Annotated in this window: 21 protein-coding genes and 1 pseudogene; 17 read left to right on the forward strand and 5 right to left on the reverse strand. The window is 33.0% G+C overall.

The genetic code is table 11. The features are described 5' to 3' along the window. Window positions 1-84 precede the first annotated feature (84 nt). The 9 genes from P8625_RS01830 (at window position 85) to P8625_RS01875 (ending at window position 8,342) form a co-directional block, all read left to right on the forward strand. Entirely contained in the window at window positions 85-636 is a 552-nt protein-coding gene (locus P8625_RS01830) for an SRPBCC family protein (protein WP_279651802.1), read from the forward strand. Beyond that, window positions 614-1,651 (forward strand): o-succinylbenzoate synthase, encoded by a 1,038-nt coding sequence (locus P8625_RS01835; protein WP_279651803.1) that lies wholly within the window; start codon window positions 614-616, stop codon window positions 1,649-1,651. Before P8625_RS01830 ends, P8625_RS01835 begins: the two co-directional genes overlap by 23 nt. A 2-nt stretch (window positions 1,652-1,653) precedes the next feature. Next, window positions 1,654-2,598 (forward strand): CPBP family intramembrane glutamic endopeptidase, encoded by a 945-nt coding sequence (locus tag P8625_RS01840; RefSeq protein WP_279651804.1) that lies wholly within the window; start codon window positions 1,654-1,656, stop codon window positions 2,596-2,598. Window positions 2,599-2,622: 24 nt separating this feature from the next. After that, window positions 2,623-3,711 (forward strand): AMP-binding protein, encoded by a 1,089-nt coding sequence (locus tag P8625_RS01845; RefSeq protein WP_279651805.1) that lies wholly within the window; start codon window positions 2,623-2,625, stop codon window positions 3,709-3,711. Between the two features lie 99 nt (window positions 3,712-3,810). Continuing rightward, on the forward strand, window positions 3,811-5,583 hold the full coding sequence (locus tag P8625_RS01850) for a vWA domain-containing protein (protein WP_279651806.1): 1,773 nt from the start codon (window positions 3,811-3,813) through the stop codon (window positions 5,581-5,583). A 273-nt stretch (window positions 5,584-5,856) separates the two neighbouring features. Beyond that, a complete protein-coding gene (locus P8625_RS01855) occupies window positions 5,857-6,183 on the forward strand; it encodes a DUF1493 family protein (RefSeq protein ID WP_279651807.1) in 327 nt (108 codons plus the stop codon). A 342-nt stretch (window positions 6,184-6,525) separates the two neighbouring features. Next, window positions 6,526-6,693 (forward strand): hypothetical protein, encoded by a 168-nt coding sequence (locus P8625_RS01860; protein ID WP_279651808.1) that lies wholly within the window; start codon window positions 6,526-6,528, stop codon window positions 6,691-6,693. 29 nt (window positions 6,694-6,722) lie between these two features. Then, window positions 6,723-7,157, forward strand: a complete 435-nt coding sequence (locus P8625_RS01865) for a DUF6896 domain-containing protein (RefSeq protein ID WP_279651809.1) — start codon at window positions 6,723-6,725, stop codon at window positions 7,155-7,157. 723 nt (window positions 7,158-7,880) lie between these two features. Then, window positions 7,881-8,342 (forward strand): VOC family protein, encoded by a 462-nt coding sequence (locus tag P8625_RS01875; RefSeq protein WP_279651810.1) that lies wholly within the window; start codon window positions 7,881-7,883, stop codon window positions 8,340-8,342. A 62-nt stretch (window positions 8,343-8,404) separates the two neighbouring features. Here P8625_RS01875 and P8625_RS01880 read toward each other — a convergent pair whose 3' ends face one another. The 3 genes from P8625_RS01880 to P8625_RS01890 form a co-directional block, all read right to left on the reverse strand. Beyond that, the gene (locus P8625_RS01880) at window positions 8,405-9,013 is read right to left on the reverse strand and encodes an alpha-ketoglutarate-dependent dioxygenase AlkB family protein (protein WP_279651811.1); all 609 of its coding nucleotides are present in this window, start codon (window positions 9,011-9,013) and stop codon (window positions 8,405-8,407) included. 419 nt (window positions 9,014-9,432) lie between these two features. Then, a complete protein-coding gene (locus P8625_RS01885) occupies window positions 9,433-10,431 on the reverse strand; it encodes a PLP-dependent cysteine synthase family protein (RefSeq protein ID WP_279651812.1) in 999 nt (332 codons plus the stop codon). A gap of 113 nt (window positions 10,432-10,544) precedes the next feature. Then, window positions 10,545-12,707 carry a S9 family peptidase gene (locus P8625_RS01890; protein WP_407704756.1) on the reverse strand — a complete coding sequence of 721 codons (2,163 nt, stop codon included), beginning with the start codon at window positions 12,705-12,707 and terminating at the stop codon, window positions 10,545-10,547. Window positions 12,708-12,781: 74 nt separating this feature from the next. Between P8625_RS01890 and P8625_RS01895 the strand changes: the two genes are divergently transcribed. Genes P8625_RS01895 through P8625_RS01905 form a run of 3 tightly spaced genes read left to right on the forward strand, consistent with a single transcriptional unit; the run spans window position 12,782 to window position 13,746 of the window. Continuing rightward, entirely contained in the window at window positions 12,782-13,105 is a 324-nt protein-coding gene (locus tag P8625_RS01895; RefSeq protein WP_279651813.1) for a YbaB/EbfC family nucleoid-associated protein, read from the forward strand. A 6-nt stretch (window positions 13,106-13,111) separates the two neighbouring features. After that, a complete protein-coding gene (locus P8625_RS01900; protein WP_279651814.1) occupies window positions 13,112-13,405 on the forward strand; it encodes a DUF2752 domain-containing protein in 294 nt (97 codons plus the stop codon). A gap of 14 nt (window positions 13,406-13,419) precedes the next feature. Beyond that, window positions 13,420-13,746, forward strand: coding sequence for a CCC motif membrane protein (locus P8625_RS01905; RefSeq protein ID WP_279651815.1), 327 nt, complete (start codon window positions 13,420-13,422; stop codon window positions 13,744-13,746). 755 nt (window positions 13,747-14,501) lie between these two features. Here P8625_RS01905 and P8625_RS16325 read toward each other — a convergent pair. Continuing rightward, window positions 14,502-14,597: pseudogene (locus P8625_RS16325) on the reverse strand (hypothetical protein); the annotation flags it as partial. 171 nt (window positions 14,598-14,768) lie between these two features. On the opposite strand from P8625_RS16325, the gene P8625_RS01910 reads away from it, so the two are divergent. Further along, entirely contained in the window at window positions 14,769-16,523 is a 1,755-nt protein-coding gene (locus tag P8625_RS01910) for a Na/Pi cotransporter family protein (protein WP_279651816.1), read from the forward strand. Between the two features lie 485 nt (window positions 16,524-17,008). On the opposite strand, the gene P8625_RS01915 is transcribed toward P8625_RS01910, so the two are convergent. Beyond that, window positions 17,009-17,356: a hypothetical protein gene (locus P8625_RS01915; RefSeq protein WP_279651817.1), complete on the reverse strand. Its 348-nt coding sequence runs from the start codon at window positions 17,354-17,356 to the stop codon at window positions 17,009-17,011. Between the two features lie 576 nt (window positions 17,357-17,932). On the opposite strand from P8625_RS01915, the gene P8625_RS01920 reads away from it, so the two are divergent. From P8625_RS01920 to P8625_RS01935, 4 genes are all read left to right on the forward strand, one after another. Then, on the forward strand, window positions 17,933-18,346 hold the full coding sequence (locus P8625_RS01920; protein WP_279651818.1) for a group III truncated hemoglobin: 414 nt from the start codon (window positions 17,933-17,935) through the stop codon (window positions 18,344-18,346). 299 nt (window positions 18,347-18,645) lie between these two features. Beyond that, a complete protein-coding gene (locus P8625_RS01925; RefSeq protein ID WP_279651819.1) occupies window positions 18,646-20,664 on the forward strand; it encodes a vWA domain-containing protein in 2,019 nt (672 codons plus the stop codon). Further along, window positions 20,664-20,843, forward strand: a complete 180-nt coding sequence (locus P8625_RS01930) for a CPXCG motif-containing cysteine-rich protein (RefSeq protein WP_279652902.1) — start codon at window positions 20,664-20,666, stop codon at window positions 20,841-20,843. Before P8625_RS01925 ends, P8625_RS01930 begins: the two co-directional genes overlap by 1 nt. A gap of 5 nt (window positions 20,844-20,848) precedes the next feature. After that, window positions 20,849-21,244 carry an acyl-CoA thioesterase gene (locus P8625_RS01935; RefSeq protein ID WP_279651820.1) on the forward strand — a complete coding sequence of 132 codons (396 nt, stop codon included), beginning with the start codon at window positions 20,849-20,851 and terminating at the stop codon, window positions 21,242-21,244. The last annotated feature ends 63 nt before the right edge of the window (window positions 21,245-21,307 follow it).

Below are 21,307 nucleotides of genomic sequence, written 5' to 3' on the forward strand. Positions count from 1 at the left end.
ATTATACTTGTAGATGTTAAGAAAATTTTTTTTAAGAACAAAAGTATGTAACGCATGAGTGCAGGAAAACAACAAAGTAAACACATGAAGGCAATCAAAATAATTCTAGGAATTATTACCGCCTTAATTCTTGCCTTTTTTTTAACAGGATTGGTAGTGCAGGAAGTAGTGTATACCAATGAAGTAATTGTTAACAAACCTGTACCTGAAGTTTTTGAAGATTTTCAGAATGTATCGTTGATGAAAAAATGGATGCCCGATTTAGAATCAATCGAAACGATAGAAGAATTACCCAACAAGCTGGGGAGTACGTATAAAGTGGTTGTAGAAAATAAGGGAAAACCGATAACCATGACGCAAAAAATCTTAGAGTATGAACACAACGAAAGAATAGCTTTAGGGTATGATGCTGAAAACATGTTAAAAACCGATGATTATGTGTTTACGGCAGAAGGCAACAACACGAAAATACTACAAACATCTATTTGTACCAGCGAATCGTATGTAATGAGTTGTTTGTTTCCATATTTTAAAGGGGCACTTAAAAAGATGAGCCAACAATACTTAGACCAGTTTAAAAAAGTTTCTGAAGCACATACTAAAACACCGACAATTGATAAAAGCGAGCTACCATAAGTATTTACTGAATTTTAAGCAAGCCAGCGGAACTTCTCGTGGAGTTTTAAGAACCAAAGAAACGTGGTTTTTACTATTAGAAAAGGAAGGAAAAAAGGGTATTGGAGAATGTGGACTTTTTAGAGGATTAAGTGCTGACGATACACCCGAGTATGAAAAGAAATTGCAATGGGTATGTACGAACATTAATTCTGATTTAGATTTTTTATTGGCAGAATTAGCGCAGTTTCCATCCATACAATTTGGATTAGAACAGGCGTTTTTATCATTAAAAAATGAAAACCCATTTGAATTATTCCCTTCAGAATTTACAGAAGGAAAACAACAAATTGCTATCAACGGACTCATTTGGATGGGTGAAAAAGCTTTTATGCAACAACAAATAAAAGACAAACTGCAACAAGGGTTTACTACTATAAAAATGAAGATAGGAGCGATTGATTTTGATACTGAAATAGCCCTATTACAATCTATCCGAAACGAATTTTCATCCAAAGAAATAGAACTAAGAGTAGACGCCAACGGAGCATTTTTGCCCGAAAATGCTTTACAGAAATTACAGCGATTAGCAGAGCTAGAATTGCACTCTATCGAACAGCCCATAAAACAAGGACAGTGGCAAGAAATGGCAAGTTTATGTGAAAAAACACCCTTGCCCATAGCTTTAGATGAAGAGCTGATAGGAGTGTTTTCCACCAAAGAAAAAGAACAATGTATTGCAACTATTCAACCACAGTATATTATCTTAAAACCAAGTTTGGTAGGAGGATTCAAAGGAAGTAACGAGTGGATACAAATAGCAGCTAATCATAACGCAAGAAATTGGATAACAAGTGCGTTGGAAAGTAACGTGGGTCTAAACGCAATTGCACAGTGGACTTATACCTTGCATAATCCGTTGCCACAAGGCTTAGGAACAGGAAGTTTATTTACAAACAATTTTGACAGTCCACTGGAAGTTATGCATGGAAATTTACACTATAACAAAAACAAACACTGGAATTTTAAGATGTAAAAATGAATTTTATACAGCAAGCATACAAAGGATACAATCAATGGTATATATACCTATTGGTCATTTTTATCACCCTCATAGGATGGCAGTTTATAGGAGTAATTCCCTTACTCATAACAGCGGTATTCTACACTGAAAATACAGAAGAGTTTCTTAGAGCGGCTAACGATAATTTTATGAGTTTAGGAATCGATAAAAACTTATTCCTATTCATGATGATTCTTATGTTTGCTTTCGGATTACTTTCATTATTTATAGGAATAAAATACGTTCACAAAAGAGCGATTAAAACACTCATAACAAGTAGAAACAAGATAGATTGGAGTCGATTTTGGTTTGGTTTTTTAGTTTGGGGAGTGCTATCTGTACTAGTAATAGTAAGTGATATCATATTGTCTCCTGAAGATTATATATGGAATTTTAAGCCCGTTCCTTTTTTTACTCTGGTAACTATTTCATTCTTGTTTTTACCCATACAAACAAGTTTTGAAGAATTACTATTTAGAGGTTATTTTATGCAGGGCTTAGGTGTCTGGTTTAAAAACAGATGGGTGCCGCTGATTGTAACTTCTGTAATTTTTGGTTTGTTACACGGTGCAAACCCTGAAGTAGAGAAACTCGGCTACATTTCCATGGTATTTTACATAGGAACGGGTTTTTTCTACGGAATCACCACCTTGATGGATGAAGGAACCGAATTAGCTCTCGGTTTGCATGCCGTCAATAATATAGTAGCGGCATTTTTAGTAACTACAGATTGGACCGTTTTTCAAACAGATGCGCTGTTTGTCGATACTTCTGAGCCTTCGGTAGGGATTGATATGTTTTTACCAGTGCTCGTTTTATATCCTCTAATGCTACTGCTATTTTCAAAAAAGTACGGTTGGAAAAACTGGAAAGAAAAACTGTTTGGTAACATTGAAAAGCCAATCAGTATTGAAGCATAATTATAAAATTGTATACTACATACATTGGGAAAATTCACCTTTCATAAAAGCTTTCAGTTAAACGGAGTCTCCTTTTCTTCTGAAGAAGAACTTCTACGTTATTCAAGGACTATTAATGTTTCGGTATTTTCATTTCTATCCGAATGGTTTGCCAAAGAAGACGTTGTAGTGGTACAAACCTCGGGTTCAACGGGAAAGCCAAAACTAATTCCGTTACAAAAAGCATATATGGTAAACTCTGCCAAAGCCACAGGAACTTTTTTTGATATACAAGAAAACACCACTGCGTTGTTGTGTTTATCCACCGACTATATTGCTGGAAAAATGATGCTAGTGCGTGCACTCGTGTTAGGGTGGAAGTTAGATATCGTAGAGGCAGTTTCCAATCCATTAAGAGAAACCAATAAGCATTATGATTTCTCCGCAATGGTACCCATGCAATTACAAAATTCTCTAAAAGAAATTCATCAAGTAAAAAAACTAATTGTTGGAGGAGGCGCAGTGTCTAATGAACTAATTAAAGAAATTCAAAACCTGCCCACGGCAATTTTTGCAACCTACGGAATGACGGAGACCATTACACATATCGCTGTTAAAAAGCTAAATAATTGTGCGTCATTGACTGGAGGGATAACGAACCACCCTGCCAATAAAGAAAATTTTCACTACAAGGCTCTTCCCCATGTACAACTTTCTCAAGACAACCGAAATTGTCTGGTAATCGATGCACCCAAAGTTGCTGAAGAACGAATTGTAACAAACGATGTCGTTCGATTAATTTCTACTACATCATTTGAATGGTTAGGACGTTACGACAACGTCATAAACTCAGGAGGAGTGAAACTACATCCCGAAAAAATAGAAGAAAAACTAGCTAACATTATAACCCATCGTTTTTTTGTAGCAGGAATTCCCGATAAAAGACTAGGAGAGCGATTAATTTTAGTAGTGGAGGGAAAAGAAAACAGTGTCATTTCGAACGAAGTAAGCAATCTAGCTGTACTCTCTAAATACGAAATTCCGAAAGAAATTTATTTTATACCTAAATTCATAGAGACGGCAACCAAAAAAATCCAACGTAAAAAAACACTTGCTAAAATTTTGCCTCACTAAAAAGTGCCTTTAACGTTCTTAATAAGCTTGTTTACTCATTTAAGATTTTATAAAAGTATTACACTAGCTAGTTTTATGGAAACTTTAAAACGGAAAGCTATGTGTAAACTATTTTATGCAATGTTGTTATTGAGTTCAATAACCCTTGTAGCACAACAAAAAACGATTAAAGGTATCGTTTCAGATGAATCAGATCCATTACCAGGGGTAACCATAATGGTTAAAGGAACCACCAATGGAACAGAAACTGATTTTGATGGAAAATATTCTATAAAGGCCAAGAAAGGAGATATTTTGGTGTTCTCTTATGTAGGAATGAAAACGGTACAAAAGAATGTAGAAGACAGTTCGGTGATTAATGTAAGCATGAAGCCCGATAATGTTTTAGAAGAAGTTGTAGTAGTGGGTTATGGTGCTTTGAAAGGTAAAAAAGCGTTTTCTTCAAGTGCTGTTAGAATCAGAGGGTACAATCAAGTTGAAAAGAGAGATTCTTATGCAGGAAGAAATGAGAATATTTTTAAAAGTCCAATAAATTCTCCCTTATCTACATTTTCTATTGATGTTGATAAAGCTTCTTATAGTAATATAAGGAGGATGATAAATAACGGACAAAAAATTCCAAAGGAAGCAGTTAAAATAGAAGAAATGATTAATTATTTTGAATATAATTATCCAAAACCCAAGGGAAAGCACCCTTTTTCAATAACCACAGAAGTGGTTACTACGCCATGGAATGAAGATACCCAGTTGGTGAGAATTGGACTAAAAGGAAAGGAATATAAACAAGAGAACTTACCAGCTTCGAATTTAACTTTTCTAATAGATGTTTCGGGGTCTATGTCAGCTCAAAACAAGTTGCCGCTGCTAAAATCGGCTTTTAAGCTATTGGTAAATCAGTTGAGAGAAAAAGATAAAGTAGCTATAGTAGTATATGCAGGAGCTGCGGGAGTAGTTTTAGAACCTACTCCAGGAACTGAAAAAGAAACCATACTAAAAGCACTGAATCAATTAGAAGCAGGAGGCTCAACAGCAGGAGGAGAAGGAATTGAGTTAGCATATAAATTGGCAAAAGAACATTATATTAAAGACGGAAACAACCGTGTTATTTTGGCTACAGATGGAGACTTTAATGTGGGAGCGTCTAGCAATTCCGCTATGGAAGAATTAATAGAAGAAAAAAGAAAATCAGGAGTGTTTTTATCTGTTTTAGGATTTGGCTATGGAAATTACCAAGATGATAAATTAGAACTTTTAGCAGACAAAGGAAATGGAAACCATGCGTATATAGATACAATGCAAGAAGCACAAAAAGTATTTGGTAAAGAATTTGGAGGAACTTTATACACCATTGCAAAAGATGTAAAAATTCAAGTAGAATTCAACCCCAAAAAAGTGCAAGCGTATCGTTTAATAGGGTATGAAAATAGGTTGTTGAATGATGAAGATTTTGTAGATGATACAAAAGACGCTGGAGAATTAGGAAGTGGTCATACTGTTACTGCATTATACGAAGTAATTCCAACGGGAGTAAAAAGTAAGTTTTTAAAGAAATTACCTAAACTAAAGTATACTCAAAATAAGCAAATAAATACTTTTAATGATGAGCTATTAACTGTAAAACTTAGATATAAGTTACCAAAAGAAAGCAAAAGCACAGAGTTCTTCAAAATTGTAAAAGATGAAGTAAGTACTCCTACAGATGATATGAACTTTATCGCTGCAGTAACGCTATTTGGAATGCAACTTAGCAAATCAAAATTTAGTAATAAGTCAAAAAAAGAAGATGTTTTTAGATTGATAGAAGAAGGTATAGGAGAAGATACCAATGGTTATAAATCTGAATTTAAGAGGTTGGTTAAAATTTATAATTGATAACACGATGGGTAGACTTGTAGTCCGTTTGATAATTTGCACCAGATTTTTTATATTGTTCTTTGTTTAAAAGCTATTAAATGAGCTCTACCAAACATTGTGTATTGTAGTTTTTAAATTATGCAGGAGAAAAAGGTCAGTTAGATACTGTTATTGTGTTGAGGTTGTATTAACCAATATATGTACCACACGATGCAATCGTGCGGTAGCTGGGTAATCATACAATAGGTGGGGCTGATTTACAACTTATAATTGTATGAATATCTATGTATAATGACTTTGGAAACTAAAATAAAAGAATTAAAAGATTTTGTTCATGATAAGTTAGGATATACAATTACTAATATGAACGAATCATTTAACAAAACTGGAACTGATGGAATTGATGCTGAAACGTTTTTTATGGTTTTTGGTGATAATTTTCAGATAGATATGAACACTTTTGATTATGGTAGGTATTTCTCAGGAGAGAACCCATTCTCAAATATTATCAATAATTTTTTTAAGTTTAAAGGAAAACCTCGAGACTTTACATTTAATCATTTATTATATGTTATACATATTAAAAAATGGGTCGATCCCGAGTGTGTAGACTTGTAGTCCGTGCAATAAGTTTACTATATTTCTTATATTGTTTTATATTTTAAAACTATGAAATGAGGTCTACAAAATATAAAAGAAAATAAGTAGATTTGATCTATTTTATAAAAATAATGACAGTAGCTTGGGTCGATATTTTTACAAAATAGAGGCAAAGGTTTGTAGTTCTAAATCGGTTAAAATATTGATAAAATATAGAAGTCTATGTTAGAAAACCAATTAGAGATCATAACCGTAGCTATATTTTGAAACGAAACACGGATTAGAAGTCTGCGTTATCAAATTGGGAAAGTTTAATTAGCATGTTAATCAATCTACAAGAGTAAAAAAGAAATAATACATATGGGAGGCGGATATAGTAGTATACGTGATTTGGGTGCTTTCTTAATATGGATGCTTAAAGGTTTTAGAGGAAAGTATTCTGAATGGAGAGAAAATGAGAATGCCTTTATATTGGGACTTTCTTTTATAATTGTTGTAGTTTTAATTTTAGGAGGAAGATTATGGTGATGTGTTTTTTAAAAACAATGCTTGATAATATGGAAGAAATAATTAGAAATTATATTTTATTTATAAAAAAATTTGAGGGTGTTTTTAATGAAAAATATAATATTGTCAATGGTTTATGGAGTGATATTGATAAGTCGGTTTCTAGGAAAGGAAATATAGGTGATTATAAATATAATTTTCACGGAAGAGGATGCAGGATAGAATATAATAATATTATTTGTGAATATGATTCAGGTTTTATTGATAAAGCAACTATCAATTTTTCAGTTTGGAAATTATTTAAATTCATTGAAACAAATCCAAATTTATCAAATATGAGTATGAATGATGTTTATTCTGGAATTTTAGACTTAATTGAGAAAAAAATTGTAGAGAAGTCATTGATAGAAGAGGTTGATACAGGGACATATGATATAAATAAGGATTATCTCCGCACCTTGACATTTGAGCGTTATCGGAAATGACTCCCGCTGCCGCTAGAGTGTAAAAATAATAGCTACCGCTAGGTTACAACTAGTGTCGAGTAAGAGTAAGTATGAGATGCTATTAAAAAATAATATAAAAACTACTTTGAAGTAAAATTTAAGGTAGTTTTTGTATTTTAGAAGCGCTATGAGTAGAAACTATAAATTTCATAATAAATCAGGGTTGTATTTTGTGTCTTTTGCTACGGTAAATTGGATAGATGCTTTTACAAGACAAGTTTATTTTGATGTACTAGTAGAAAGTGTTAATTATTGTAGAGAAAATAAAGATATAGAACTATATTGCTACTGTTCAAGTGCCAGCAACTAACATGATGATTTTACAGTTTTAGAAATAGATGATAAAGGTTTTATAAGGTAGTGTTTTTTGATGCTGTATGTTCCCCAATAGTCTTGGAGACTAGTGGTAGCAGGTGAAACAGGTGGTTTGGTGTATTATGAATTATCACCTGTACGACCCGATTTGGTACTTAAAGATTTGATAAATATCACACAGTAAGATTTGTTGCCAGAATATGAATTGACTTTTTATAAAGAAGTGAAGTAGGTTTTTGAATTATGACTGATGATTAATGAATTGACTAAAATTTAGATTTATATTGATTTTTAATTTAAACTATTATCTTAGCTATTTGTGATATAATTTATTAATACGAAATCATATTCTTAGATAATGTTGTAATCGTAAAATAAAAATGAAAGATGATTAAAGGACTTTATGAAACTCACCTCGATGTTGAGAATTTAGAAAACTCAATTGAATTTTACACTGAAATACTTGGATTAAAACAATGTAGATATGATGAAGAACGACGAATAGCCTTTTTCTGGATTGGAAAAGATAAACAAGCAATGCTCGGTTTATGGGAAAAGCCCAAAGATGAAATTAGTTTAAGACATTTTGCTTTTCAATGTGACCCAGAATGGATAATCAATAAATCAATTGATTTCTTAAAATCTCACAACTTAAACTACTGGAATTTTCTACAAAATGATAATGAACAACCCATGGTTTTTTGTTGGGTGCCAGCAGTATCAATATACTTCACCGATCCTGATGGAAATTATCTTGAATTCATAGGTGTTTTATCAGGCAAGACTATGCCTAATGAAGAGAAGCGAGTTGTCACTTATAAAGAATGGCTTCAAATTAAAGACGAATAAAAGATCATTAATAGAAGCTAAATAATTTAGAATTAATGGATTACACCGCGCTGAATCCAACCCTACCCCACAATCGTGCGAAATGTTAAGTTTATACGTGGTCGGTGAACTTTTTTGGTGGGTGGTAATCGGTGTAGCCAATGGGTTTGGGTTTCGTCTTTCATAACTAACAGCGAACCGTGTTCTAACACTTTATATACTGTTTCTTTGGTTCGTTTGTGTTTAAAACCAAAACGTCTTGCTGCTCCTAAACTTACCGAAGCAATGGCTCCGTTCTTTTTTAAATCTTTTTCGCCGTCGCTGTGCCATGCCATACCTTCTGAACCATCGTGGTATAAATTTAGTAAACAAGAATTGTAGGTTTCGTTGGTCTCATGTTCCACTAATTTTTTTAACGCTACTAATTCTTTAGTGAAGGGTAAGGCTGTTTTAGTGATGTTAGAATAGGAATATTCAAAAGCTTGTTCGGCATACCAAGCCACTTTCCGTTTGGTTACCACACGTTTTCCAAAAATAATCGCTTCGTCATTGCGCCACTCAATAGAATTCAATAACGCTTCATAATATGCATCTGCTTCTTTTTTTGGCAACACCATTCCGTAGTACTGTACTGTTCCGTCTTTCGGAAGTAGGTTTACATGAACATCATCAAATTGTGAGAATAAATCCACTTATATAAAAAAATAACCATAAAAATCAGAAGGACATGGAATCATGCAACACCAAACTGTTATATACTCCCTCCTAAAAACATCTACAAGTTCATACAAAGGATTACAGAGAAAAATTAAGATTAAAACGATACTCAACAGCCTAAAAAATAAGTTCGTTTTATTCGTTTTTTGGTATTCAAAAGTGATATGTAAGTCCTTTTCCATACTCAAATATAAAAAAAACTCCAGTAACTTACAGGGGTTTCTGTACGTATTTTACTGATTTCTTTAAATAACAGGAATCTTGCTGTTCATAATGCCTATTTTGATTTTAATGATTTGTTTTTCTAAAACCTTCTGCGTTTCTAAAAAAAGTTTATCTTGAATGGTTAATCAAGTCAAAAAACATGCACAAATATAATCGCAAAAGGTAAAAATTAACTTAAAAACCCTTGTTCTTTCATCCAATCGTTGGAATAAATTTTATTCATATAACGAGAACCGTGGTCAGGTAAAATCACTACGACTACACTGTCTTTATCAAAAAATCCGTTATCGGCATATTGCTGTGTAGCTTGTAGTGCAGCTCCTGAGGTATACCCAGCGAAAATTCCTTCTGTTTTTACCAATTCTCTGGCTTTTAAAGCAGCTTCTTTATCCGATACTTTTTCATATACATCAACCACATCAAAATCGGTAGACGTGGGAATTAAGTTTTTACCCAATCCTTCGATTTTATACGGACTAATTTCATTGGCATCAAACTCTCCTGTTTCATGATATTTTTTAATGACAGACCCCATGGCATCAACTCCTAAAATTTTTATATCAGGATTTTGCTCTTTTAAATATCTCGCTGTTCCAGAAATCGTGCCTCCTGTACCGCTTGCAGCAACTACATGAGTTACGCTCCCGTTAGTTTGTTCCCAAATTTCAGGTCCTGTTGTCTTATAATGGGCTTCTATATTCAATTCATTAAAATACTGATTGATATAAATAGACCCTGAATGTTCTCGGTGTAATCGTTTGGCTACTTCGTAATACGAGCGAGGGTCGTTAGGAGGAACATTTGCAGGGCATACGTGTACCTCTGCTCCCATCGACTTTAGCATGTCTATTTTATCTTTTGAAGATTTATCACTCACGGCCAAAATACATCGGTAACCTTTTACAATACTTATCATAGCTAATGAAAACCCTGTATTCCCCGAAGTAGTTTCTACAATAATATCGCCTTCTTTTACAATTCCTTTTTCTTCAGCCGTTTCTATGATGTGTAAAGCAATTCGATCTTTTGCAGAATGCCCAGGGTTAAAGGCTTCCAGTTTTGCATAGTAGGTACCCGGTAAGTTTTTAGTAATTCGGTGCAGTTGAATCATGGGGGTTTCACCTACTAAATCTATTATCGAATTGGTTATACCTTGATGTCTCTTCATTATAGTTTTTAAATAAGAAAAGTGTCATTACGAAATACGGACACGAAAAATCTGTTGAGATTGCTCGTTGCTTTCGCAATGACACTTACACTCAATCGAGCGCAAAAATATAATTATTTTTTTAACTTATCCTCTAACATTAAAAAGAACGTATATTCTTCTGCTGTTTCTTTTAAAGCATCGAACCTTCCTGAAGCTCCTCCATGACCTGCTTCCATGTTGGTATGCAAGAATAATAAGTTGTTATCTGTTTTTACATCTCGTAGTTTGGCAACCCATTTTGCGGGCTCCCAATACTGAACTTGACTATCGTGTAAGCCTGTAGTAACCAACATGTTTGGATACGCTTTCGCTTCAACTTGATCATAAGGAGAATACGATTTAATATAGTCGTAGTACTCTTTGTCATTTGGATTTCCCCATTCGTCATACTCTCCTGTTGTTAATGGAATACTATCGTCTAACATAGTAGAAATAACGTCTACAAAGGGTACTGCAGCAATTATACCGTTGTATAATTCAGGATTCATATTGATAACAGCTCCCATTAACAAACCTCCAGCAGAGCCTCCCATGGCATATAAATGTTGAGGTGAGGTGTAGCCGTTATCAATTAGATATTTAGAGCAGTCAATAAAATCGGTAAAAGTATTTTTCTTATTCAGCATTCTACCATCTTCATACCAGTCACGTCCTAAATACTGACTTCCTCTAATGTGTGCCAATGCATATACAAAGCCACGGTCTAATAAACTTAAACGTGTGGTTGAAAACCCGTCATTTATGGTGTATCCGTAAGAACCATAGGCATATTGTAATACGGGTGTGTTTTTATCAAGCTTGGTATCTTTATGATAGACAATAGACAAGGCTACTTTTTTTCCGTCACGTGCGGGTACCCAAATACGTTTGCTTATGTAATTGTTTTTATCAAACTTTCCTCCTAAAACTTCTTGCTCTTTTTTGATTTCTTTTGATTGGTCTCTCATATTGAAATCAATCACCGAACTTGGAGTTGTCATCGAATTGTAGGAATACCGAATGACTTCAGTGTCAAACTCAGGATTTCCATACACTCCTGCAGAATAGGTTTCTTCATCGAAAGGTAAATAGTAATCTTGGGTTCCGTCCCAACGTTTGATACGGATTTTATTCAATCCTTCGTTTCTTTCTTCTAAAACTATATAGTCTTTAAAAATTGAGAAATCTTCAAACAGGGTGTCTTCTCTATGCGGTATAACATCTACCCAGTTTTCTTTTCCTGGTTTATCTACAGGGGTTTTCATCAACTTAAAGTTCGTTGCCCCATCTTTATTGGTTTTAATATAAAAGTGATCTCCGTAGTGTGCGATATCGTATTCTAAATCGCGTTCACGAGGTTGGATAATTTTTAACTCACTATTAGGATTATCGGCTTCTAGTACGTGGTATTCGTTTGAAACCGTGCTGTAAGAGCCTACAATGATGTATTTTTTTGATTTTGATTTGGTTACAAATGCCCCAAACGTATCGTCTTTTTCTTCGTATACCAATTCATCTAAAGCAGCATCAGAACCCAAAGTATGCTTGTAAATCTTTGAAGAACGTAAGGTTACTGGGTCTTTTTTTGCATAAAACAAAGTTTTGTTATCATTTGCCCAAACCGAACTCCCTGTAGTGTTCTCAATAACATCTTTGTAAATTTTACCTGTTTCTAGGTTTTTAATTCTGATGAAATATTGACGACGACTTACGGTATCGGTCGCGAAAGCTGCCATTGTGTTGTCTGGAGAGATAGTTAATCCGCCTAACTGAAAATAATCATATCCTTTTGCCTCGTTGTTTACGTTAAACATGATTTCCTCTTCAGCCTCTAAAGTTTCTTTTTTACGACTGTAAATAGGGTATTGTTGTCCTTTTTCGTAACGAGTGATGTAAAAATATCCGTTCTTTTTGTAGGGTACAGACTCGTCATCTTCCTTTATGCGGCCTTTCATTTCTTGAAACAACATTTCTTGAAACGTTGTTGTTTCTTTGGTCATTTCTTCATAATAGGCATTTTCTGCATTCAGGTAATCGTATACTTTTTGGGTTTGTTCATCTTTTACTTTTGCATTTTTTTGGGCATCTGTTAAACGCATCCAAAAGTAATCATCTACACGAATATCTCCGTGTTTCTCTAAGTTAGTGGGTTGTTTTTCAGCAATTGGTGCTTTTGTATCTTTCGTCATCTCTTGTTTTTTGCAAGAACCAAAAATAAGACTAAAAAACAAAGCAGGAAGCATTATTTTTTTCATTTTTTTAAGTTGATTTATATTTCTTGTGAAAATACTATTTTTGTTGCTAACTAAATCATAAAAGCAATACAAAGATGTTCGGAGATATTTCTGGAATGATGGGCAAACTTAAAGAAGCCCAACAAAAAGTAGAAGAGACAAAAAAACGATTAGATACCGTTTTAATTGACGAAGCAGTGGCTAACGGGAATGTTAAAGTTACGGTGACTGCTAATCGTGAAATTAAAGCTATTTCTATTGATGAATCTTTATTAGAAGATAAAGAAGAGCTAGAAGATTATTTAATTGTAGCTCTAAACAAAGCTCTGAAACGTGCTGGTGAAATTAACGAACAAGAACTAGCCCTTGCCGCTAAAAGCGGAATGCCTAACATTCCTGGAATGGACTTGTTTAAATAACAGTTTATGCCGTTACAATTAGAAGATTATATGTTACCCTGCTTAAACAAAAAACTCTTTGGAGTAGATTGTTTGGGTTGTGGCATGCAACGTGCTTTGAATTTGGTTCTTCATGGGGAATTTGTCGCTGCTTTTAAAATGTACCCTGCGATATACACCCTGCTACTGTTAGCTCTTGTTGTTTGTATAAACTTCTTCTACAAAGTAAAATATGCTCAAAAAATAATCAGTATATTGGCCATCATTAATATAATTATCATTGTGAGTAGTTATGTTATAAAAATGAATCAATTAATTTAAACTTTAGAAAAACTATGGAAAAACAAAAGTTACCAAATTCTACAGGTGTTTTAGTATTAGGAATCATTTCAATTTTAGGATGCTGTTGTTATGGCTTTATTGGATTAATTCTTGGTATTGTTGCTTTAGTTTTAGCTAAAAAGGCAACAGCTTTATATAATGAAAACCCAGATGAATATGATGGAATCAATAATGTTAAAATTGGTAAGATTTTGGCTATTATTGGTGTTATTTTAAGTTCATTATATATAATTACTATGGTAGGAATGATTTTATTCTTTGGTTGGGATGCACTACAAGACCCTGAATTATTAAGAGAACGATTAGAAAGTATACAATAACAGTATAACTCGTATATTACATAAGAAAAGCGACCACTTGGTCGCTTTTTTAATATGCGCTTTAAAAAACAGCTTAAACTTTAAAGAGTAGGTGTTTTTTGTAATCTGTCTATTCCTAAAAAAGAAAAATTGTTAGTATTCGCAAAGATTATCTCAGCTCATTCTTAAGAAATAAGGACATCAAAGCAATGAATTTGGGACTATAATGACTAAAATTCAAAAGAACGTAAAATACATCTTATACACATCTATGACAAAATTATGCTTAGAAAAAGAGCGATGATTAAAAGCGTATACCTAATATAGAGTATGCGACATAGAAGCTTTGATAACTTTATTCTTAAAACGAAGTTAAGTATCATTTCTTAAAACAACGATACAGTTAGTTCATATTTCTTGTAATACTATTTATGGTTTATTATTTCGTATTTTGGTCTATTGTATTTACCATTGAGGTTAAACATAATCAGTTATTTACAACAACTTCAAAACCTAGTTATTTTGCATTTCTGCTAAAGGATGTTTTTTTTGTTCAACATTTTTTGTTGATATTTTTAATTCTATTTTCCATATAATCTAATCCTTTAACCAATAGTTCCCAATATAATTTTGCTAACTTTATTGCTACTGTTTTTACAGCAAAAAGCCTCATTTTTTAGAAAGTATTTTTCTGCCAAAGACACCCAGTTCAATGTGCTTGCTATTGAGTAATCCTATCGCAGTCTTTTTAAATATTAATCCTGCCTTTGGAGTTCCTATTGATTTGTAATCACTATTTCTTTTTTTGAATTATGCTGTTTTGGTGCTAAACCCAACCAAGAGGTAAAATGTTTTTCGGATTTCCATTTTTCTAAATCTTTACCAACTTTAAGTTAGGCTTTGTTAAACTCATCATTTAATAATTTTCTAAGTTTTCTAACGCCTTCTCTAGGTAGGGATCTGTGCCTTTTGTGAAAACGATTTCATGATTACAATTAATTTACTTTATATTTACATTAACATAACATTAAATAAAGGCAGATTTGAACTACGGATTTTACGATATTCTACAACTTTTTGGGTCATTAGGCCTTTTCTTATTTGGAATGAAGGTGATGAGCGATGCACTTATGAGACTAGCGGGAGATAAGATGCGAAAAATATTGGCGACGATGACTTCCAATAGGTTTTTGGGGATATCCACCGGGTTTTTTATCACATCAATTATTCAGTCTTCCTCTGCTACTACCCTGATGGTGGTTAGTTTTTCAAATGCGTCTCTTTTGACACTAACCGAATCAATAAGCGTTATAATGGGCGCAAATATTGGGACCACTATTACCGCTTGGCTAATTACCCTCCTTGGGTTTAAGGTCAGTATGAGTTCAATCGCATTGCCCCTGGTCGGATTGGGTTTTGCCTTCACTTTTTCTAAGAAAGAAAATATGAAGAATTGGGGAGAGTTTATTATTGGATTTGCCATTTTATTCATTGGATTACAATTTTTAAAAGATGCGGTACCTGATATTAAACAAAATCCTGATATTCTTGAGTTTTTAACGAGGTATACCGATTTGGGCTTTTGGTCTGTTCTCTTGTTTTTATTTATAGGAACCTTATTAACCATAATTATCCAATCTTCAAGTGCCACTATGGCGATTACGTTAATCATGACAGCTCAGGGTTGGATTCCTTTTCCTCTGGCCGCTGCGATGGTTTTGGGAGAAAATATTGGTACCACTATTACTGCAAATCTAGCTGCTGTAGTGTCTAACTATCACGCAAAGCGAACTGCAAGGGCTCATCTAATATTTAATGTCTTAGGGGTTATTTGGGTTTTGGTATTGTTTTATCCTTTCTTAAAATTTATTGAATGGTTAGTGGCTCAGACAGGTTCTGAATCACCTTACCTAAGTGCAGCAGCTATCCCTGTTGCGTTATCTCTATTTCATACCACTTTTAATGTTTCAAATACTTTTCTTTTGGTATGGTTTATTAAGCCTATTGCTCGCATCGTAGAAAGATTAGTTCCTGCCCAGATAAAATCTGAGAAGGAAATTGATGAGCCAAAGTTTTTGAGTAAGACAGTAATGAAATACCCAGAGACCTTGATAGTGTCGTTGGTTAATGAATCTAAATACCTGTATGAAAACGCCATATTTGAAATTGTTACCCATGGATTAAACATTCATAGAGAAGATATAAAATCTGATTTGCGAGCTAAAAAGATTGTCAAAAAATCTAAAGAAGATTTTAAGACAGATGTTCGAGATATGTATTACAGAAAAGTGAAATCTATTTATGGAGAAATTATACGGTATGCAACTACAGGGCAAAGTACCTTACAAATCACAAAAAGTCAAAATGACCGAATATCTCAAATAAAGATTGCAAATCGATTAATGGTTGAAATTATTCGCGACGTAAGAGAGTTAAATAGAAATGTCTCTCAATATCTATTTTCTGAGAACGAACATATGGCCAATGAGTACAATAAATTTCGTAAGAAATTAGTCAAAGTACTTCGTACAATTTATTTATTTAGAACACAAGATGAAACAGGAAGAGAGCAATATTATGCCAAACTCCTTAAACTTAAAAAGGAAGCCAAAGAGGCAAGAAATCAAAGCAGTAAATCAATCGATAAGCTGATACGAAAAAATTTGATTACGGTAGAAATGGCCTCTTCCTTGGTAAATGACAATGACAATGTAAATGATGTGATTAAGCATCTGATAGAAGTTGCCGAATTCTTATACGTAGAAAAGGATTCATTGATAGAGAATGGAAAGGATTAGAAAAAGCCCGATGAGGTCACCTTTAGATATCCTTTACAGTATATTATTCATCTGATTCGAGAGTCTCTTTGGAGTGATTATGTTCAGCGTAATATAAATTCAAAATATTCATATTAGCCAAAATCAAATCTTTGGTTTCTGGTAAAATACTACCTAAAAATGTAAATCATTTGGATCATGATTGCCAATTTCACTTTCTTTTTGAATTTCTTGATGTAGTTCTTTAGGAGCAATACAATAATTATCTAAAACAAATGAATTGTCGTCTTTTATTCTATTAACATTTAGAATTTATCTCCATCTGAATTTATGATAGAAAATTTATTTATTTTTCAAATATTTCATGTTTAATAGCTGTATGTAATAAGTTGTTAAAACAAACCTTTGCAATTGTAAAAGGTGTTTTACCTTATGATATAAACTATCAAAGTAGGTTAGGCTAAAAAAGTATAAAATTTAGTTGTTTTTTACCTCAGTTCTTTTTTTTAGTACGTTGTTTGTTTCCAAAATTGCCACCATTTGATTTTCTTAATCATGTCTTTTTCAGCTTTCAAATTACTGTTTTCTAAATCAATCCGGTTGTCAATATATTTTAATTTACCATTTCTATCAGTTTTTCCGGTAAGAATAATTTCTTCATTTTTCAGCCAATTTAAAACTCTATTAATTTCGTCTATAATATTGGGATAGCAATTCAATATAAACTCTTGTTTTGTATTTTCTGGTAAATCATCAAAACTTTCTGCTTCAAAATACATAAAAATTTGATCTGCGTGCAATCCGTAGGGATGCGCGACACAATCTAAAAAGTCGTATCCATAGTAGCAATACATCCAATAGATATTCCTAATTGATTCTGGATAATCTTGAGTTCTGTTTTTTGCATTTAATAGGTCTTTCGTTATTCTCCACTTTTCAATTTGACCTTTATTTATTTCGCTTTCAATTAGTTTTTTAAATTCTAAAAAGTATCGTTTTGTTTGTAATTAAAGGAAAGGAATTCAAAGTATGAATTCGCTTTCAATTTTTTTCCAACTCCGTTGACTCATAAATCCATTTCTCAAAATCCAACAGATAATCCGCTTCAAAATAAGCTTTGTAGAAAATTTGTTCTATTTCTCCTGAAATTTCGTTCATTCCTTAAATGTCTAGTCCTGAAATATGGCTACAGGTTAAAAATTGATTTTACGAAATATACCATATTCGGTGTTTTATAGTCTAAAGATACATATAATCTTATTTGGTTGATTTTAATGTTAGTAAATTCGAATTCACAACTATCCTATTTTTCGGTAAGCCTACAAAGGGTGAATAAATTCTTACAGAATTCCATAAGTCATAAATTATAAATGGTATTACAATCACAAAAAGATATACTTTTGTAACGTATTGTAATAATGATTTGTAAAATGGAAAAAAGAGACATAGAAAATAGAGAAGATGTGTATACATTAGTATCAACCTTTTATAACAATAAAATTAAAAACGACGATTTTATAGGTCCGATCTTTTTGAAAACAATTCCAGCTGACACTTGGGAAAGCCATTTGCAAAAACTTACCGATTTTTGGGAAACAAACTTGTTTTTTGTCAGAAAGTTTAAAGGAAACCCCATGAAAGCGCACAAAGATGTTGACAGTAATTTCGACTATATAATCTACCAAGAACACTTCGGACGTTGGCTACAGTTGTGGTTTGAAACAGTTGATGAACTTTTTGAAGGAAAAAAAGCCCATGAAGCCAAAGAAAGAGCACGAAACATCGCTTCGATGCTTTTCTTTAAAATGTTTGAAGCAAAACCCAAACCAACCACTATAAGTTAATGAATTAATGGGTTAATGAGCGAATGAATTAATGGGCTAATGAGTAAATGAGTTAATGAGCTAATGAGTGAGTTGATTTGTTGATAAATGGTAATTAATAACCCAAAACTAAGCACTAACAACTCAAAAAAGATACTGGCAAATTAAATGAGATGACTACGTTGCTATCGCTCCTCGTTATGACGATTCGTTTAATAATCGATAACTGATCCCTTCACAATTCAAAACATTAATGAAAAACAAGAAAAACGTATTTTATTTGTGAGATATTTTTATCTTCACATATTAAAAGTAGCTTTTTGGAATCAACAACTATCATTTATATTGTATTAGCCGTATTTATAAGCGTAGCCATCGCTTTTTTTCAATATTTCTATAAAGTACAAAGAACCCCGAAAGTACACATTTTGCTTTTTAGCCTAAAAGCACTCAGTCTTTTTTTTATAGGGTTGCTACTAATCAATCCAAAAATTACCACTGTCGAAACGGAAAATATCAAACCAGTACTATCTGTATTGGTAGATAATTCGCTATCAACTCAGTTTTTTAAAGAAGAAAACAGGGTTCGAGAAGTCGTATCAAAAATAAAAAATAACCAAGAGCTTCAAGATAAATTTAACGTACAGTATTTTTCCTTCGGAAAAGAGGTGCAAACGTTAGATAGTTTGTCTTTTAACGAAATACAAACAGACATTTCCAAAGCAATAGTGGCTGTTAACGAATTGAATGAGGCTAAAAATGCCGCTACCATTTTAGTAACTGATGGAAACCAAACCCAAGGAAATGATTATGAGTTTTCATCAACGAACAATAAAATATTTCCGTTAGTTTTAGGAGATACAATTCGATACCAAGACATACAAATTTCACAAGTAAACGCAAATAAGTACAGTTATATTCAAAACAAGTTTCCAGTAGAAGCATTGCTGTATTATGAGGGAAAAGAAGCTGTGAATACTACTTTTTCTATCACAAAAAATGGGAGTATTGTATTTTCGAAAAAACTACGTTTCTCACCAGAAAATCCCGTGCAAACTGTTACTGCCGATTTGGTATCGAATGCCAAAGGGGTGCATTATTACACAGCTTCGGTGAGTAAAATTGCTGATGAAAAAAACACGAAGAATAATTATAAAAATTTTTCAGTTGAAGTTTTAGATGAGCAAACCAAAGTGTTGTTGCTAAGCTCTTTTTTACATCCCGATTTGGGTGCGTTAAAAAAAGCGATTGAGAGTAACAAACAGCGCAAAGTAGACATTGCGTTGATACACGATACAACTATAGATTTAGAGGCGTATCAGTTTTTTGTGTTGTACCAGCCAAATAGTTATTTCAAATCAGTTTTAGAAAAAATAGAATCTAATTTTTTACTGATTTCAGGTACGAAGACAGATTGGAATTTTTTGAATAGTCAAAATTTAGGAGTTCAAAAGAGAGCCATCAATCAAAAAGAAGAATACACCGCTATTTACAATCCAGATTTTTTAACTTTTTATCAAGAAGATATTGGTTTTGGGCAATTTCCACCACTAAAAGATGCGTTTGGAGAAGTACAAGTAAAAAAAGAATCTCAAAGTTTATTGAGTCAAAAGTTTGCAGGAGTAGAAACCACGCAACCGCTATTATCAAACATCGAAGAAGGCGATAAAAAGTATGCCCTTCTTTTTGGCGAAGGTATCTGGAAATGGAGAGCAGCGAGCTATTTAAGAGAACAAAACTTTGAAAGCTTTGATACCTTTGTAGGAAACTTGGTGCAGTATTTAGCCTCTACTAAAAAGAGAAGACGTTTAGATGTAAAAGCGCAACGATTGTATGCTGCCAATGAACCTATAAACATCAGTGCATTTTATGTAGATAAAAACTATCAATTTGATAGCAGAGCATCTTTAGAGCTAACGCTAACTAACTTACAAACAGAGGCGAAAAGAAGCATTCCTTTTTCGTTAGTTAATAACTCGTACCAAGTTGCGGTTGAAGGATTGCCTTCAGGAGAATATGAATATTCAGTTACTGTAAAGAATCAAAATATACGAAGCTCAGGTAGGTTTAAAATAGAAGAATATCAGATAGAAGAACAATTTACCAATGCCAATTTTAAAAAATTAGAACGACTGGCAACAAAAACAGGGGGAACTGTTATGTATGTTGATAAAGTTGATAATTTATTAAAAAATTTACAGAAGCATGCCTCTTTTTACACTACGCAAAAGGCTATTACGAAGAAACAAAGCTTAGTAGACTGGAAATGGTTGTTAGTATTGATTATAATTTTACTCTCAATCGAATGGTTTATCAGAAAATATCACGGTAAAATATGATGTACGAACACTTTTTTCAATGTCCGTATTGTTGGGAAGAAATTTCCATGTTATTAGACGCTAGCACATCCGAAACCTATGTAGAAGATTGTGAGGTGTGTTGCAATCCCATACAAATAACGTTTACTTTTATAAATAATGATTTGGTAGCTTTTGAAGCGAACAATATAGAACAATGAGTACTATGAGATTTCATACACGCAAATGGGTAAAACCAGAAGATTTAAACCCCAACGGCACCCTTTTTGGAGGACGATTACTACAATGGATTGATGAAGAAGTAGCCTTGTATGCCATTATACAGTTAGAAATTCCGAAAACTGTAACCAAGTTTATGTCTGAAATAGATTTTGTTAATTCAGCAAAAAAAGGAGACATTGTTGAAATAGGAATCGACGTGGTAAAGTTTGGAAGAACCTCTATTACCTTAAACTGTGAAGTCCGTAACAAAATAACCCGAAAAACAATTATTGCCATTGATAAAATTATCATGGTAAGTTTAGACGAAGACGGAAAACCTTTAGCACATGGTAAGACAAAAATCGAACATGTGAAAGACAGGTTAGAAAGAGAGTTGTAATTTTTGCATCCTTTTTTTGAAAAAAGCGTCAACTTAATAAATTTATATCATCAATTTAAAAGA

The organism is Tenacibaculum tangerinum, assembly GCF_029853675.1.
In the GTDB taxonomy this organism is placed as follows: Bacteria; Bacteroidota; Bacteroidia; order Flavobacteriales; family Flavobacteriaceae; genus Polaribacter; species Polaribacter tangerinum_A.

Coding starts and splice junctions, on each gene's coding strand:
- P8625_RS01830 (WP_279651802.1), top strand. CDS start 85: ATGAAGGCAATCAAAATAATTCTAGGAATTATTACCGCCTTAATTCTT.
- P8625_RS01840 (WP_279651804.1), top strand. CDS start 1,654: ATGAATTTTATACAGCAAGCATACAAAGGATACAATCAATGGTATATA.
- P8625_RS01850 (WP_279651806.1), top strand. CDS start 3,811: ATGTGTAAACTATTTTATGCAATGTTGTTATTGAGTTCAATAACCCTT.
- P8625_RS01855 (WP_279651807.1), top strand. CDS start 5,857: ATGACTTTGGAAACTAAAATAAAAGAATTAAAAGATTTTGTTCATGAT.
- P8625_RS01860 (WP_279651808.1), top strand. CDS start 6,526: ATGGGAGGCGGATATAGTAGTATACGTGATTTGGGTGCTTTCTTAATA.
- P8625_RS01865 (WP_279651809.1), top strand. CDS start 6,723: ATGGAAGAAATAATTAGAAATTATATTTTATTTATAAAAAAATTTGAG.
- P8625_RS01875 (WP_279651810.1), top strand. CDS start 7,881: ATGATTAAAGGACTTTATGAAACTCACCTCGATGTTGAGAATTTAGAA.
- P8625_RS01885 (WP_279651812.1), bottom strand. CDS start 10,431: ATGAAGAGACATCAAGGTATAACCAATTCGATAATAGATTTAGTAGGT.
- P8625_RS01890 (WP_407704756.1), bottom strand. CDS start 12,707: ATGAAAAAAATAATGCTTCCTGCTTTGTTTTTTAGTCTTATTTTTGGT.
- P8625_RS01895 (WP_279651813.1), top strand. CDS start 12,782: ATGTTCGGAGATATTTCTGGAATGATGGGCAAACTTAAAGAAGCCCAA.
- P8625_RS01900 (WP_279651814.1), top strand. CDS start 13,112: ATGCCGTTACAATTAGAAGATTATATGTTACCCTGCTTAAACAAAAAA.
- P8625_RS01905 (WP_279651815.1), top strand. CDS start 13,420: ATGGAAAAACAAAAGTTACCAAATTCTACAGGTGTTTTAGTATTAGGA.
- P8625_RS01915 (WP_279651817.1), bottom strand. CDS start 17,356: ATGTATTGCTACTATGGATACGACTTTTTAGATTGTGTCGCGCATCCC.
- P8625_RS01920 (WP_279651818.1), top strand. CDS start 17,933: ATGGAAAAAAGAGACATAGAAAATAGAGAAGATGTGTATACATTAGTA.
- P8625_RS01930 (WP_279652902.1), top strand. CDS start 20,664: ATGTACGAACACTTTTTTCAATGTCCGTATTGTTGGGAAGAAATTTCC.
- P8625_RS01935 (WP_279651820.1), top strand. CDS start 20,849: ATGAGATTTCATACACGCAAATGGGTAAAACCAGAAGATTTAAACCCC.